Annotated in this window: 13 protein-coding genes; 10 read left to right on the forward strand and 3 right to left on the reverse strand. The window is 72.2% G+C overall.

Annotation, left to right across the window (positions count from 1 at the left end):
* Positions 1 to 83: 83 nt before the first annotated feature.
* From EMA17_RS09475 to EMA17_RS09485, 3 genes are all read right to left on the reverse strand, one after another.
* Positions 84 to 1,616: a hypothetical protein gene (locus EMA17_RS09475; protein ID WP_126636459.1), complete on the reverse strand. Its 1,533-nt coding sequence runs from the start codon at positions 1,614 to 1,616 to the stop codon at positions 84 to 86.
* Positions 1,613 to 1,873 carry a MoaD/ThiS family protein gene (locus tag EMA17_RS09480; protein ID WP_126636460.1) on the reverse strand — a complete coding sequence of 87 codons (261 nt, stop codon included), beginning with the start codon at positions 1,871 to 1,873 and terminating at the stop codon, positions 1,613 to 1,615. The genes EMA17_RS09475 and EMA17_RS09480 overlap by 4 nt, the downstream gene beginning before the upstream one ends.
* Before the next feature lie 157 nt (positions 1,874 to 2,030).
* Positions 2,031 to 2,885, reverse strand: coding sequence for an alpha/beta hydrolase (locus EMA17_RS09485; protein WP_170222137.1), 855 nt, complete (start codon positions 2,883 to 2,885; stop codon positions 2,031 to 2,033).
* 172 nt (positions 2,886 to 3,057) lie between these two features.
* Here EMA17_RS09485 and EMA17_RS09490 point away from each other — a divergent pair, with 172 nt between their 5' ends.
* The 10 genes from EMA17_RS09490 to pstB all read left to right on the forward strand — a co-directional run bounded on the left by EMA17_RS09490 (position 3,058) and on the right by pstB (position 14,484).
* Positions 3,058 to 3,771 carry a response regulator transcription factor gene (locus EMA17_RS09490; protein WP_078975999.1) on the forward strand — a complete coding sequence of 238 codons (714 nt, stop codon included), beginning with the start codon at positions 3,058 to 3,060 and terminating at the stop codon, positions 3,769 to 3,771.
* A 232-nt stretch (positions 3,772 to 4,003) separates the two neighbouring features.
* Positions 4,004 to 5,023 carry a LacI family DNA-binding transcriptional regulator gene (locus EMA17_RS09495; protein WP_126636461.1) on the forward strand — a complete coding sequence of 340 codons (1,020 nt, stop codon included), beginning with the start codon at positions 4,004 to 4,006 and terminating at the stop codon, positions 5,021 to 5,023.
* Between the two features lie 57 nt (positions 5,024 to 5,080).
* Positions 5,081 to 6,022, forward strand: a complete 942-nt coding sequence (mshD, locus tag EMA17_RS09500) for a mycothiol synthase (RefSeq protein ID WP_126636462.1) — start codon at positions 5,081 to 5,083, stop codon at positions 6,020 to 6,022.
* Between the two features lie 84 nt (positions 6,023 to 6,106).
* Entirely contained in the window at positions 6,107 to 8,284 is a 2,178-nt protein-coding gene (locus EMA17_RS09505; RefSeq protein WP_126636463.1) for an RNA degradosome polyphosphate kinase, read from the forward strand.
* Positions 8,271 to 9,263 (forward strand): CHAD domain-containing protein, encoded by a 993-nt coding sequence (locus EMA17_RS09510; protein WP_126636464.1) that lies wholly within the window; start codon positions 8,271 to 8,273, stop codon positions 9,261 to 9,263. The genes EMA17_RS09505 and EMA17_RS09510 overlap by 14 nt, the downstream gene beginning before the upstream one ends.
* Positions 9,256 to 10,068 (forward strand): NUDIX hydrolase, encoded by an 813-nt coding sequence (locus EMA17_RS53890; RefSeq protein ID WP_126636465.1) that lies wholly within the window; start codon positions 9,256 to 9,258, stop codon positions 10,066 to 10,068. The genes EMA17_RS09510 and EMA17_RS53890 overlap by 8 nt, the downstream gene beginning before the upstream one ends.
* Positions 10,069 to 10,357: 289 nt before the next feature.
* Positions 10,358 to 11,503 (forward strand): phosphate ABC transporter substrate-binding protein PstS, encoded by a 1,146-nt coding sequence (pstS, locus tag EMA17_RS09520; protein ID WP_126636466.1) that lies wholly within the window; start codon positions 10,358 to 10,360, stop codon positions 11,501 to 11,503.
* Between the two features lie 34 nt (positions 11,504 to 11,537).
* Positions 11,538 to 12,536, forward strand: a complete 999-nt coding sequence (gene pstC, locus EMA17_RS09525) for a phosphate ABC transporter permease subunit PstC (protein WP_126636467.1) — start codon at positions 11,538 to 11,540, stop codon at positions 12,534 to 12,536.
* Positions 12,533 to 13,642, forward strand: coding sequence for a phosphate ABC transporter permease PstA (gene pstA / locus EMA17_RS09530; RefSeq protein WP_126636468.1), 1,110 nt, complete (start codon positions 12,533 to 12,535; stop codon positions 13,640 to 13,642). The genes pstC and pstA overlap by 4 nt, the downstream gene beginning before the upstream one ends.
* Before the next feature lie 65 nt (positions 13,643 to 13,707).
* Complete coding sequence (gene pstB, locus EMA17_RS09535; RefSeq protein WP_078976006.1) at positions 13,708 to 14,484, forward strand: phosphate ABC transporter ATP-binding protein PstB; 777 nt, start codon at positions 13,708 to 13,710, stop codon at positions 14,482 to 14,484.
* The last annotated feature ends 97 nt before the right edge of the window (positions 14,485 to 14,581 follow it).

The following is a 14,581-nucleotide window of genomic DNA, read 5'->3' on the forward strand; positions in this document are numbered from 1 at the left end:
ATCCCGTGTCCCGGGACGGGACCGGCGGCGTATCCACGGCATGGCCGCATCCTCCCGTGACGAGGCCGCCGATGCACGGTTAATCAGCCGATCATGACCCGGCCCAACAGATACGCGGCCGGCGCGGCGAGCGCGAGCGGCAGGGACACACCGGCGGTGAAGTGCACGAACCGGGACGGATGGTCGTAGCCGGCCACCCGCCGACCGAGCAGCGCGAGCGCCGCCGCACCGGCCCCGAGCAGCGCGGCGTACGGCGCCTCGCCGCCGAGCGAGATCGCCGCCGCCGCGCCCGCCGCGGCGCCGAGCAGCCAGGACGGGATCGGCGCGATCGCCGGGGGCAGCGGAACCGCCCGGACCAGCGTCGCGACACCCGCCGCCAGCACCGCCGGCACCACCGCCGCGCCCGCGTCGATCGGCCCGCCCGACAGATCGCCCGCGACCAGATAGGCCACGTCGAAGGCGGTGATCAACGCGGCCGAGGTGGTCACCGTCAGCGCCGGCAACAACTCGCCCGGCCGGGCCCCGCTCCGGGCCTGCAGGGCCAACGTCACCAACAACGCGCCGGCGAGCACCGCCGGCACACTCGCCAGCCCCTGCTCGCCCTTGGCGTAGACCGCCGCGTCGGTACCGAACGCGACCAGCACCACCAGCGCGATGCCCTGGCGCGCCGGCCACATGCCGTTCAGCCGGAACCACCCGACGGCGGTGAGCACCTGGAGGAACGCGACCCCCAGGAGCAGGGCGGGCTTCCCGGCGATCGCGGTGACCGCGAGCGCGCCGGCCAGCCCGACCGTGCACAGTCCCGGCAGCAGGCCGGGCGGATCCCAGATCGGCGTCGCGGTCGACCGCGAGGCGCGCGTGGGCGAGTCGCCGCGCCGGGGCGCGGGCACCGGGAGCGACGCGCGGTCGGGATCGGACTTTGTCCCGACCCGGAGGTCGAGCTCGGCCGCGTGGTCGACGCCCGGATCGAACTCGACACCGGGATCGAAGTCGGTGCCGGGATCGAAGTCGGTGCCGGCGGCGAAGTCCGTGCCCGCCCCCACACCGAACTCGGCGCCGTAGTCGGCCCCCGGCGCGAACTCCGGCTCGAAGCCGGTCTCGTAGCCGCCGTGCCCACCCGCGTCGTCCACGATGGCCGGCATCACCTCGGTCGCGCCGGCGTACTCGCCCCGGCCGTGTTCGCCGTAGTGGGGCTCGCCCTGGTGCGGGACCCCGCCGTACCCGTCGCCGCCGTAACCCCCGAATCCGGGTTCGGTGATCGCGGGCAGTACGTCGGTCGCGCCGTCGTAGCCGTAGCCGCCGCCCGGAGCCGGCACACCCGGCGGATCCGGATAGCCGTAGCCGCCGCCCGCCGGGCCCGCCGTCGGGTCCTGGTAGCCCTGCGGATACTGCTCCGCCCCGTAGCCGTAGGCCCCGTGGTCGGTCTGCTGCGGGTGCGGCTGTCCGTACTGCCCCGCCTGCGCCGGGACACCGCCGTAGGGCTCGACGGGCTGCCCGCCGTACGGCTGCCCCGGATAACCCTGGGCGAGCTGCTCCCCCGGGTATCCGGCGGCCGGGTCGTAGCCGCCCTGCTCCTCGTATCGGTCGCCCGTCGGGCGCCCGTCCGGGCCGCTCATCCGCCGGCGAAGGGGGGCAGGACCTCGACGGTGCCGCCCTCGGTCAGGACGACCGCCGCGTGGTCACGCCGGCCGACCGGGTCCCCGTCCACCACGAACGAGCAGTTCGCGACCACCGCGTCGAAGCGGGTCGAGCCGCCGTGGAGCTCCCGGGCCCGGCGCAGCGCCTCGGCGAGGGTGGCCGCGTCGTACGGCTCCTCCGGCGTGCCCGCGGCCTCCTTCGCCGCGGCCCAGTACCGCATGGTGCCGACCGCCATCGCGCGCCCTCCCGTGTGTCTGCGTCGTGTGTTGGGTGTCCCGGTGTGCCGGTGTCCCGGTGTGTCGATGCGCCGTCCCGGTGCCGACCGGCGCCGAGGCGTGCAGCATCCATGATGACGCCTCGGGACGAGCCCTTCGGTCCGCCCGGCGCGCGGATCACCCTTCGGTGCGCGCCCGGGCCCACCGGCCGATCCGGTCCACCAGCTCGGCGTCGACCGCGTTCTCGGCGTGCCCGAGGCCGGGTTCGATCCACAACTCCTTCGGCGACCGGGCCGCGGCGTGGATCTGCCGGGGGTGGTCGAGCGGGAAATAGGGGTCGCGATCGCCGTGCACCACGAGCAGCGGCGTGGGCGTGAGCGCGGCGGCGGCCTCGAACGGGGCGAGCGGGACCGGATGCCAGGGCTCGGCGGAGATCCGGGTGCCGAGCGCGAGCCGGGCGAGCACCCGGCCGGTCGGGCGTTCGATCGCGAAGTGCACCCGGCGCATCGGCGCGGTCCCCCGGTAGTACCAGCGGGCGGGCGCGCTGACCGCGACCACCGCCGCGGGCCCGGTGTACAGCGCCGCGTGCCGCAGCACGACGCCGCCGCCCATCGAGAAGCCGACGGTGACCACTCGGCGGTAGCCGAGCCGACGGCCCCAGCCGATCGCGGCCTCCAGGTCGCGCACCTCGCGGTCGCCGACCGTGCTCAGCCCGGTGGACGCGCCGTGTCCGCGAAAGTCGAACCCGATCACCCCGCCGTGCCGGCGCAGGCCGCGCAGCACCGCGCGGACCGCCGGTCGCCGCCACGATCCGGTGAACCCGTGGGCGACCACGAAGACCCGATCGAGTGCCCCGGAGCCCACCGCGGATTCGGCCGCGGGCCCGTGTACGGCGCTGATCCGCACGTCGTCGTCGGTGCACAACACGGCCTGCTCGGGTGCAGGCATTCCGGTGAACGGCGGGTCGTCGGATGTCCGGTGGGGTGTCCGCAGTGCGGGAAGATCCCCGGGTGGGTCGGTTCCTCGAGACATGTTCGCTATCCTGGCCCCGCAGGCTCTCCTCCGATGACGGGCACACCCCAAGGACCCCGGTAGTGGTTCCCCAACGGTTACGGAATCGGACGAGTCGGCGACCGATGAAGGATCCGGGCGACGATGCCCCGGGTCCTTTCGTGTTTTGTGCCTGTTTTTGGGAGGTGTCCCGTTGAGTGCCCTGCTGCTGCTCACGAACGCGCTCCAGCCGTCTGCCGAGGTGCTGCCCGCGCTCGGACTGCTGCTGCACCAGGTACGGGTGGCCCCGGCCGAGGCCTCCGCCCTGGTCGACGCGCCCGCCGCCGACGTCATCCTGGTCGACGGCAGGCGTGACCTCCCCCAGGTGCGCAGTCTGTGTCGGGTCCTGCGGACCACCGGGGTCGGCGCCCCCCTGGTCCTGGTGGCCACCGAGGGCGGCCTGGCCGCGCTGACCGCCGACTGGGGCGTCGACGACGTGCTCCTGGACACCGCCGGGCCGGCCGAGGTCGAGGCCCGCCTGCGTCTGGCGATCGGCCGGCTCCAGGCGGCCCAGGGCGCGGAGGACGAGCCCACCGAGATCCGCAACGGCGACCTGAGCATCGACGAGGCCACCTACAGCGCGAAGCTGCGCGGACGGGTGCTCGATCTGACGTTCAAGGAGTTCGAGTTGATCAAGTACCTCGCGCAGCACCCGGGCCGGGTGTTCACCCGGGCCCAGTTGCTGCAGGAGGTGTGGGGATACGACTACTTCGGCGGCACCCGCACGGTGGACGTGCACGTGCGCCGACTGCGGGCCAAGCTCGGGCCGGAGCACGAGTCGCTGATCGGCACCGTGCGCAACGTCGGCTACCGGTTCGTGGTGCCCGACCGGGGTGTCGGGGACGTAGCGGTCGCCGAGCGGGTGTGAGTCCGCACACCCGAGCGACACGCGTCCGCGCACCCGGGCGACCGGCCCGTTGCGACCGCCGCCGACCGACATCCGCAAGTGAACCCCGCCCAGTCGGCCGACGAGGCGGCACATCCGACGCCCATACCTACAAAACAGACTTATCCGGAAGAACGCGGAGGACCGTCCCGTTGCCGCGTCCAGGTTGTGAACTCCCGTGAGCCGCGCCGGTCCTCGTCCCTACAATGACCGCGTGCCCAAAGTGACCCGCGACGACGTCGCCCGCCTCGCGGGGACCTCCACCGCGGTGGTCTCCTACGTCGTCAACAACGGCCCGCGCCCGGTCGCCCCGGCCACGCGCGAGCGTGTACTCGCGGCCATAGACAAGCTCGGCTACCGCCCCGACAGCGTGGCCCAGGCGATGGCCAGCCGCCGCACGAACCTGATCGGATTGGTGCTGCCCGACGCCCGGCAGGCGTTCTTCGCCGAACTCGCGCACACCGTCGAGCAGGCCGCGTTCGAGCAGGGCCGGCTGGTGCTGATCGGCAACTCCGACTACGAGGACGACCGCGAACTGCACTACGTGCGCGCGTTCCTCGGCATGCAGGTGTCCGGCCTCGTGCTGGTCAGCCAGGGCCCGTCCGAACGCGCCGCGCGCGAGATCGCCACCCGCGACGTGCGGGTGGTGCTGATGCACCGCCAACCCGACGCGCTGGGCGGCGACGCGGTCATCCTGGACGACGTCCAGGGCGCCTACACGGCGGTCCGGCACCTGGTGGACACGCACGGCTTCACCCGGGTGGACTGCCTCGGCGGACCGCCCACCACCCCCGACTCGGGCGACCCGGTCACCGACCACGTCACCGGCTGGCGGCGGGCGCTGGCCGAGCGCGGACTGCCCACCGAGGGCCTGCTGCACGAGGCGCCCTTCGGCCGCTTCGGCGCCTACCAGGTCGCGCTGTCCCTGCTGTCCGGGCCGGACCGGCCCCGGGCGCTGTTCTGCTCGACCGACGACCAGGCGATGGGCGTGCTGCACGCGGCGCGCGAGGTGGGCCTGCGGGTGCCGGACGACCTCGCGGTGGTCGGCTTCGACGACATCGCCGAGGCGGCCATCGCCGACCCGCCGCTGACCACGGTCACCTCCGACCGGCCGGGCATGGCCCGCGCCGCGGTGGAGCTGGCGCTCGAACGCGAACCGGCCGCGGCCGGCGACCCTCGGGTGCGCACCTTCCCCTCCACGCTGGTGGTCCGGCGCAGCTGCGGCTGCGGCTGACCGCCGCGCCCGACGGCCCCGCGACGCCCTTCGGCGCCGCTCAGTACCGTGGACGTCATGGACCTCGCGGATGTGTCGATCGAGACGGTGAATCGGGCCTCGGCGGATGACGCCGCCGCCGTACTGGCCCTTGCGGAGGCGGCGGCCGGCGTCGACGGCGCGGCGCCGCTGTCCGAGCAGTCCCGGCTGGAGCTGCGCCACGGCGCGCCCTCGGCCCGCGAACTGCTGGCCCGCGACGCCTCGGGGATCGTCGGCTTCGCGCATCTCGACGGCGCGGACCCGGTGGACGGACCCGCCGCCGAACTGTTCGTGGTGCCGGCCGCGCGCGGCGCGGGCCTGGGGCGGGCGCTGCTCGAAGCCGTGCTCGCCGAGGCCGCGCGGGTCGACGAGCGGGGCCGGCTGCGGGTGTGGGCGCACGGCAAGCTGCCGGCGGCCGGGCGGCTGGCCGAGGCGCTGGACTTCACCGCGTTCCGCGAGTTGTGGCAGATGCGCCGGGTGGCCGACACCCCGGTGCCCGAGGTCGCCACGCCCGCCGACGTCCGGCTGCGCACCTTCCGCCCGGGCGTGGACGACCGGGCCTGGCTCGCGCTGAACGCGAAGGCGTTCGCCCACCACCCGGAGCAGGGCGCGTGGACCGCCGAGGACCTGACCCGGCGGTTCGCCGAGCCGTGGTTCGACCCGGCCGGCTTCTTCCTCGCCGAGGACGCGGGCACCGGCGAGCCGCTCGGGTTCCACTGGACCAAGACGCACCCCGCGACGGCGGACTCGGGCCCGCTGGGCGAGGTGTACGTGGTCGGCGTCGACCCGGCCGCGCAGGGTCGCGGCCTGGGCGCGCTGCTGACCGCGGTGGGCCTGCGACACCTGGCCGAGCGCACCGTCGACGGTGTGCCGCTCGCCGAAATATTGCTCTATGTGGACGCGGACAACGAGCCGGCGGTCAAGGTCTATACCCGTTTGGGCTTTCGTGTGCATACAGTCGATGTGATGTACCGACGTTGAACACCGTGTGAAACCTGGCGAACAACTGTTTCGGGTCGCCTTCGTACAGGTGCACATAGACCGTCGCGAAAAGACAATGGTCTGATGAACGCCGAGACGCCCGCCGCACGATCCTCCCGACACCTCACCGTCGCCGTGCCGCCGGCGAAGACCGGCGGCACCGTGGCCGTCACCACGGCTCCGGCGCACGCGGAGTCCGAGCTGCCCCCGGACCGGTTCCTGGACCGCGAGGGCAGCTGGCTGGCGTTCAACGAGCGGGTGCTCGAACTCGCCGAGGATCCGAGTACCCCGCTGCTGGAGCGGGCTCGATATCTGGCCATCTTCGCGTCCAACCTCGACGAGTTCTTCATGGTCCGGGTGGCCGGCCTCAAGCGCCGGATCGCCACCGGCCTGGCCGTGCGCGCGGCGAGCGGACTGCAGCCGCGCGAGGTGCTGGAGAACATCTGGTCGCGCAGCCGCGCGCTGATGGCCCGCCACTCCACCTGCTTCCACCACGACGTGCTGCCCGCGCTCGGCGAGGCCGACATCCAGCTGCTGCGCTTCGACGACCTCACCGACGGCGAGCGGCAGTCGCTCTACGCGCTCTTTCGCGAGCGGGTCTTCCCGGTGCTCACCCCGTTGGCGGTCGACCCGGCGCACCCCTTCCCGTACATCTCCGGCCTGTCGCTGAACCTGGCCGTGATCGTGCGCAACCCGCGCTCGGGCAACGAGCACTTCGCCCGGGTCAAGGTGCCGCCGCTGCTGCCGCGTTTCGTGGAGACCTCGCCGGCCCGCTTCGTGCCGCTGGAGGAGGTGATCGCCGAGTTCCTGGGCGATCTGTTCCCGGGCATGGACGTGCTCGGCCACCACGCGTTCCGGGTCACCCGCAACGAGGACCTGGAGGTGGAGGAGGACGACGCGGAGAACCTGCTCCAGGCGCTGGAGCGGGAGCTGATGCGCCGCCGGTTCGGCCCGCCGGTCCGGCTCGAGGTCGAGGAGACCATCGACCCGCACGTGCTGGACCTGCTGGTGCGGGAGTTGGGCGTGGGCGAGAAGGAGGTCTACCCGCTGCCGGGGCCGCTGGACCTGACCGGGCTGCACGCGATCGCCGACCTGGACCGGCCGGAGCTGAAGTTCGGCCGCTTCGTCGCCGGCACCCACCGCGACCTGGCCGAGGTGGAGACCGCGCAGGCCGCCGACGTGTTCGCCGCGATGCGCAAGCGCGACATCCTGGTCCACCACCCCTACGACTCGTTCGCGACCTCGGTCCAGGCCTTCCTGGAGCAGGCCGCGGCCGATCCGAACGTGCTCGCGATCAAGCAGACCCTGTACCGCACCTCGGGCGACTCGCCGATCGTGGACGCGCTGGTGGACGCGGCCGAATCGGGCAAGCAGGTACTGGTCCTGGTCGAGCTCAAGGCCCGCTTCGACGAGCACGCCAACATCACCTGGGCGCGCAAGCTGGAGCAGGCCGGCTGCCACGTCGTGCACGGCGTGGTGGGCCTGAAGACGCACTCCAAGCTGTGCCTGGTGGTGCGCCAGGAGGGCGACGCGCTGCGCCGCTACTGCCACATCGGCACCGGCAACTACAACCCGAAGACCGCCCGGCTCTACGAGGACCTGGGCCTGCTGACCGCCGACCCGCAGGTCGGCGAGGACATGTCGAACCTGTTCAACCGGCTCTCCGGCTACTCGCGCGCGCAGTCCTTCCGGCGCCTGCTGGTCGCGCCGCACTCGCTGCGCAACGGACTGGTCGAGCGGATAGAGCGGGAGGTGGCCAACCACGAGGCGGGCCTGCCCGCCTACGTCCGGCTGAAGTCCAATTCGCTGGTGGACGAGCTGGTGATCGACGCGCTGTACCGCGCCTCGCAGGCGGGCGTCCCGGTGGACCTGTGGATCCGCGGCATCTGCGCGCTGCGGCCGGGCGTTCCCGGGTTGTCCGAGACCATTCGAGTGCGCAGTATTCTCGGCCGATTTTTGGAACACTCGAGGGTGTGGGTCTTCGCCGGCGGCGGCGAGCCCGAGGTGTGGATCGGCAGCGCCGACCTGATGCACCGCAACCTCGACCGCAGGGTCGAGGCCGCGGTGCGGCTGCGCGGCGATCGACACCGCGACGAGATGACGTCCTTCATGGACCTGGGGATGAGCGCGGAGACCGCGTCCTGGCACCTCGACCGGGACGGTACGTGGACCAGGCACGCGACGGCGGCCGACGGCACCCGGCTTCGCGACGTGCAGGAGCACCTCATCGAGACCCGGAGGCGCAGACGTGGGCCGGAGTAGCAAGCAGGCGACGACCATTCCCCGACCCCGCGCGGCGGCCGAGGACACCTCCGCCGGCGAGATCCTGCTCGCCCACCTGGTGGGCGAGGCGGGCGCGTTCATCGACCAGTTGCCCTGCCTGGGCGCCGGCGAGGAGGACGCCGCGCACCAGGCGCGGGTGGCCGCCAGACGCATCCGCAGCGCGCTGGCCACCTGCGCGCCGCTGCTCGACCCGGAGCCCGCCGGCCGCCTGCGCACCCGGCTGCGCGAGGCCGCTGACGCGCTGGCCGGCGAGCGCGACTCCGAGGTATTGCTCGAGCGGCTGCTCGCGGACCTGGACGCGTTGCCCGAGCGGCCGGGGACGGTCCGGGCCCGGGCGCTGGCCGAGCGCCGACTGCGCGGCGACCTGGGCTCCGGACGGGCCCGGGCGCTGGCCGCGCTCGACTCGGGACTGTTCACCACGCTGTCCGCCGAATTGGTGGAGCCGGCCCTGGGGCTGACCTTCACCGCCCGGGCGGCGGACCCGGGCGCCGAGGTGGTGCCGAAGCTGGTGGCCCGCACGCTGCGCCGACTCGACCGGGCCGCCGACGCGCTGCCACTGGTCGCGGCGGGGGTGCCGTATCCGGACCCGGTGGACGATCCCGGCTTCTCCCCGTACGCGGGCAGCGACGACGAGGCGTGGCACCGGGTGCGGATCCTGGCCAAGCGGGCCCGCTACGCCGCCGACATGTGCGTGCCCGCGTTCGGCGCGCCCGCCGCCCGGCTGGCCCGGCGGCTCAAGGCGGTCACCGAGGTCCTGGGCATCCACCAGGACGCCTGCATCGCGGCCGACGCGGTGGCCGACCTGGCGGCCACGCCCCGGATCGGCGGGCCCGCCTCGTTCGTGCTCGGCGAGTTGTACGCCCGCGAGCGGTGGGCGGCGACGGCGCAGCGCTACGCCTTCACCCGGGTCTGGCCGGGGGCCTACGCGCACGACGTCAGGTCGTGGCTCGATGGATGACCCACCCGGGGCGGCCGAGCCCGCGCACGATCCGGTGCTCGCCGCGGGTGGGGTGTTGTGGCGGCGGACCCCCGACGGGACGCAGGTGGCGCTGGTGCACCGGCCGCGCTACGACGACTGGTCCTTCCCCAAGGGCAAGCTGGAGCCCGGTGAGCCCGCGGTGGTCGCCGCGGTGCGCGAGATCGCCGAGGAGACCGGTTTCCGGGCCGTGCTGGGCCGGGAGTTGGGGGTGCGCAGCTATCCGATGCGCTCGCGCGGTCGGATCAAGATCAACCGCTACTGGGTGGCGGAGGCGGTGTCGGGCGGGTTCACCCCCAATCACGAGGTGGACCGGATGTGGTGGGGCGCGCCGGAGGAGGCCGCGGAGCGGAGCGGGACGCCGGACTACACCGTGTCGTTGACCGAGGCGTTTCGCACCGGGCCGCCGCCGGCGACGGTGCCGGTCGTGGTGTTGCGCGCGGGCCCGGCGTTCGCCCTCGATCTGGTGCCGATGCTGGCCGCGTTCGCGCCGGTCGAGGTGTACGGGTGCGCGGAGCCGGACGCCGCCGCGACGGTGGCGCCGTATGTGGCGGCGGCCGGGGCGCGGGTGCGCGCGGCCGCCGCGTCGCCCGCCGAGGCGGTGCGCGCGGGTCGGCCCGCGCTGCTGTGTACGCCCGTCCCGGACCTGCCCGCGACCGTCTCCGGGGCCGGCTCGCCCCGGCTGCCGGCGGAGCCGTTGTTGCCCGGCGAATTCGCCGTGTTGCACACGTGGGCGGGGCGGGTGGTGGCCGCGGGCCGATACGCCCCCTATCCGACGGGAAGCTGAGCGCTTGGTCAAGCCGTGATCACGGTTTACCGAACGTCACTCGGCGTCCATCTGAACGCGGGATGAACGTCGTTCAGGCGTCACCACAAAGCCCCAGTTCGCGGGTAGTAAATGGCTACATGAACGGACAATTCATCCAGCGGTCGGCTTATCTGACTCGACCGTTCGAGTTCACCCTCGGTTCACTTTCCGCGGCGGATCGCTTCATTCACACGGCCTAACTTCATGCATGACGGCGACCGCTCGGGTCGTCGCGACCACGAGCAGAGTTCGATCGAAAGGGAGCGCCGTGACCATTCGGCCCCGCAGTGTCCGTCGCGGTATCGGCTTCACCGGCCTGGCACTCGCCGGCGCGCTCACGCTGGCCGCGTGTGGCTCCGACGACAACAGCTCGGGTGACGACAAGAAGTCGTCCACGAAGGCTGCGTCCGCCCCCGGCGCGGAGGCCCCCAAGGGTGACTGCGGCACCGGCAAGCTCGCCGCCGCCGGCTCCAGTGCCCAGAAGAACGCGATGGACGAGTGGATCAAGGCGTACCAGGCCAAGTGCTCGGGTGCCACGATCGACTACGCGTCCTCGGGTTCGGGCACCGGCCGCCAGTCGTTCTTCGACAAGCAGGTCACCTTCGCGGGCTCCGACTCGGCGCTCAAGCCGGAAGAGGTCACCAAGGCCGCCGCCGCGTGCGCGCCGGGCCAGGCGATCAACCTCCCGATGGTGACCGGCCCGATCGCGGTCGCGTACAACGTCTCCGGCGCCAAGGACCTGGTCCTGGACGCGAAGACGATCGCCGGCATCTTCTCCGGCAAGATCACCAAGTGGGACGCCGCCGAGATCAAGGCGCTGAACCCGAACGCGCAGCTGCCCGGCACCGCGATCCAGCCCGTGCACCGGTCCGAGGCCTCCGGCACCACCGAGAACTTCACCAAGTACCTCAAGGCCGCCGCCGGCGCCGACTGGACCTTCGACGCGGCCCAGGACTGGAAGGCCCCGGGCGGCCAGGGCGCCAAGGGCAGCGAGGGCGTCGCGCAGATCGTGAAGTCGACGCAGGGCGCGATCACCTACGTGGAGCAGTCCTACGCGGAGAACGCGGGTCTGAGCATCGCCGCGATCAACACGGGCGCGTCGGCTCCGGTCAAGCTCACCCCCGAGGCCGCGGGCAAGGCCGTCGAGGCGGCCAAGATCGCGGGCACGGGCAACGACCTGAAGCTGTCGGTCGACTACGCGACCAAGGCCGAGGGCGCCTACCCGATCATCCTCGTCACCTACGAGATCGTGTGCGAGAAGGGCACCGCGGCGGACAAGCTCCCGCTGATGAAGTCCTTCCTCACCTACACCTCCAGCGTCGAAGGCCAGAAGGTCCTGGCGGGCATCGGCTACGCGCCGCTCCCGACGACGGTCGCGGACAAGGTTCGCGCCGCCGTGGCCGGTCTGTCCTAGTTCGATTCCGAGCGACCGACTCGTACGGAGAGAGATGTCCACCACCACCCCCACCGCACCGGCGGACCCCGAGCGCAAGGCCCCACCGGCCAAGCAGCGCACGAAGGTTCGGCTCGGCGACCGGATCTTCTCCGGCGCCGCGCGCGGTGCCGGCATCAGCCTGCTCGTCATCATGGCCGCGATCGCGATCTTCCTCGTGGTCAAGGCGACGGACGCACTGTCGGAGAACAACGGCAGCTTCCTGACCGACCAGGGCTGGGACCCGAACGCGGCGAAGCCCGCCTTCGGTGTCGTCACACTGGTGTTCGGCACGGTTGTCAGCGCCACCATCGCGATGATCATCGCGGTGCCGGTCGCGGTGGGGGTGGCGCTGTTCATCACGCACTACGCACCCCGGCGGATCGCCCAGACGCTCGGCTACATCGTCGACCTGCTGGCCGCGGTGCCCAGCGTGGTCTACGGCCTGTGGGGCTACATCTTCCTGGCGCCCAAGCTGCTCGGCCTGCACTCGTGGCTGGCCGACTACCTCGGTTGGATCCCGATCTTCGACAAGGAGCAGGCGGGCGTCACCGCACGCACCCTGTTCACCGTCGGCATCGTGCTGGCCATCATGATCCTGCCGATCATCGCGGCGGTCACCCGTGAGGTCTTCCTCCAGGTGCCCCGCGCCCACGAGGAGGCCGCGCTCGCGCTCGGCGCCACCCGCTGGGAGATGATCCGGGTCGCGGTACTGCCCTACGGCAAGCCCGGCATCATCAGCGCCTCGATGCTCGGCCTCGGCCGCGCGGTCGGCGAGACCATCGCGGTCGCGATGGTGCTCTCCCCCAGCTTCGAGGTCTCGGTCCACATCCTGGACCCGGGCAACAACACGATCGCGGCCAACATCGCGAACCAGTTCGGCGAGTCGGGCGACATCGGCCGCGGCGCGTTGATCGCCTCCGGCCTCGTCCTGTTCATCATGACGCTGCTCGTCAACGGCGCCGCGCGCGTCGTCATCAACCGGCGCAAGGCGTTCTCTGGAGCGAACTCATGACCGTCCTGGACACGGGCGACAAGCGCCCGGGCATCGGCACGGACGCGGCCGAGGGCGGTCGCGGGGGTCTGGCCGATCCGCGCGCGGCGTCGCTGACCCGGCGCACCCTGCCGCGTCAGGTGCCGTGGGCGATCGCCGGCGGCGGCGTGCTGCTGACCATCGTGTTCAAGCTGACCCTGGACAACTGGGCGCTCGCGGTCTTCCTCGCCGGCGTGATCTTCATCGTCGCGCTCTCCGCCGTCTCGTGGCGCTTCGAGGACGCGCGGCGGGCCCGGGACCGGTTCGCCACCAGCCTGATCTCCACCACGTTCGTGCTCGCCGTGCTTCCGCTGGTCTCGCTGCTCGGCTACACGATCCAGCGCGGCGTCGACAAGCTCACCCCGTACTTCCTGTCCCACTCGATGCGCGGCGTGGGCGCCCGGGACGACACCGGCGGCGTGTACCACGCGATCATCGGCACCCTGGAGCAGGTCGGCCTGGCCACCCTGATCGCGGTCCCGATCGGTCTGCTCACCGCGATCTACCTGGTCGAGTACGGGCGCGGCCGGCTGGCCAAGACGGTGACCTTCTTCGTCGACGTGATGACCGGTCTGCCGTCGATCGTCGCGGGTCTGTTCATCTACGCCTTCTGGATCCTGATGCTCGGCTTCGAGGCCTCCGGCTTCGCCGGGTCGCTGGCGCTGATGATCCTGATGTTGCCGACGGTGGTGCGCTCCGCCGAGGAGATGCTCAAGCTCGTCCCGAACGAGCTGCGCGAGGCCAGCCTGGCGCTCGGCATCCCGAAGTGGCGCACCGTGCTCAAGGTCGTGCTGCCCACCGCGTTCGGCGGCATCGTCACCGGCGTGATGCTCTCCATCGCCCGCGTGATCGGCGAGACCGCCCCGCTGCTGCTGCTCGTCGGGCTCACCCAGTCGATCAACACCGACCCCTTCTCGGGGTGGCAATCGGCGCTGCCGCTCTACGTGTTCGACCAGAACCACGCCGGCAACAAGTTCGCCGAGGAACGGGCCTGGGCCGCGGCACTCACGCTGATCCTCATCGTGATGATCCTCAACCTGGCGGCGCGGCTGATCGCCCGCTGGAAGGCACCGAAGGCGGGCCGATGAAGGCCACGACGAGGACCCGTACGGCCGACCGCGGCACCGACATCCGCACCGATCCAGAGGCAGGAATGACCAAGCGCATCGAAGTTGCCGGGCTCAACGCCTACTACGGCTCGCACAAGGCCGTCGAGGACATCTCGATGACCATGGAGCCGCGTTCGGTCACGGCCTTCATCGGTCCCTCCGGCTGCGGCAAGTCCACCTTCATCCGCACCCTGAACCGGATGCACGAGTTGATCCCGGGCGCCTCCGTGGACGGCTCGGTCGCGCTCGACGGGCAGGACCTGTACGGCAGCGACATCGACCCGGTGGCGGTGCGCCGCACGGTCGGCATGGTGTTCCAGCGGCCCAACCCCTTCCCGACCATGTCGATCTACGACAACGTCGCGGCCGGGCTCAAGCTCGCCGGGATCAAGCGCAAGGGCGACCTGGACGCGATCGTCGAGCGGTCGCTGCGCGGCGCCAACCTGTGGACCGAGGTCAAGGACCGGCTGAACAAGCCCGGCGCGGGCCTGTCCGGTGGCCAGCAGCAGCGACTGTGCATCGCGCGCGCGATCGCGGTCGAGCCGCAGGTGCTGCTGATGGACGAGCCGTGCTCGGCCCTGGACCCGATCTCCACGCTGGCGATCGAGGACCTGATCGCGCTGCTCAAGGAGCGCTACACGATCGTGATCGTGACACACAACATGCAGCAGGCGGCCCGTGTCTCGGACAAGACCGCGTTCTTCAACCTGGCCGGCCCGGGTCAGCCCGGCAAGCTGGTGGAGATCGGCGACACCGAGACGATCTTCTCCGCGCCGACCGAGGAATCCACCGCCGACTACATCGCCGGCCGGTTCGGCTGACGGATCGACGCACCGAGCGACGAGTCGACGGACCGCCGACATGGACACGCGAGAGGGCCCGCACCGGATTCGGTGCGGGCCCTCTCGTCCGTTATGC

This window comes from Embleya hyalina, from assembly GCF_003967355.1.
Lineage (GTDB): Bacteria > Actinomycetota > Actinomycetes > Streptomycetales > Streptomycetaceae > Embleya > Embleya hyalina.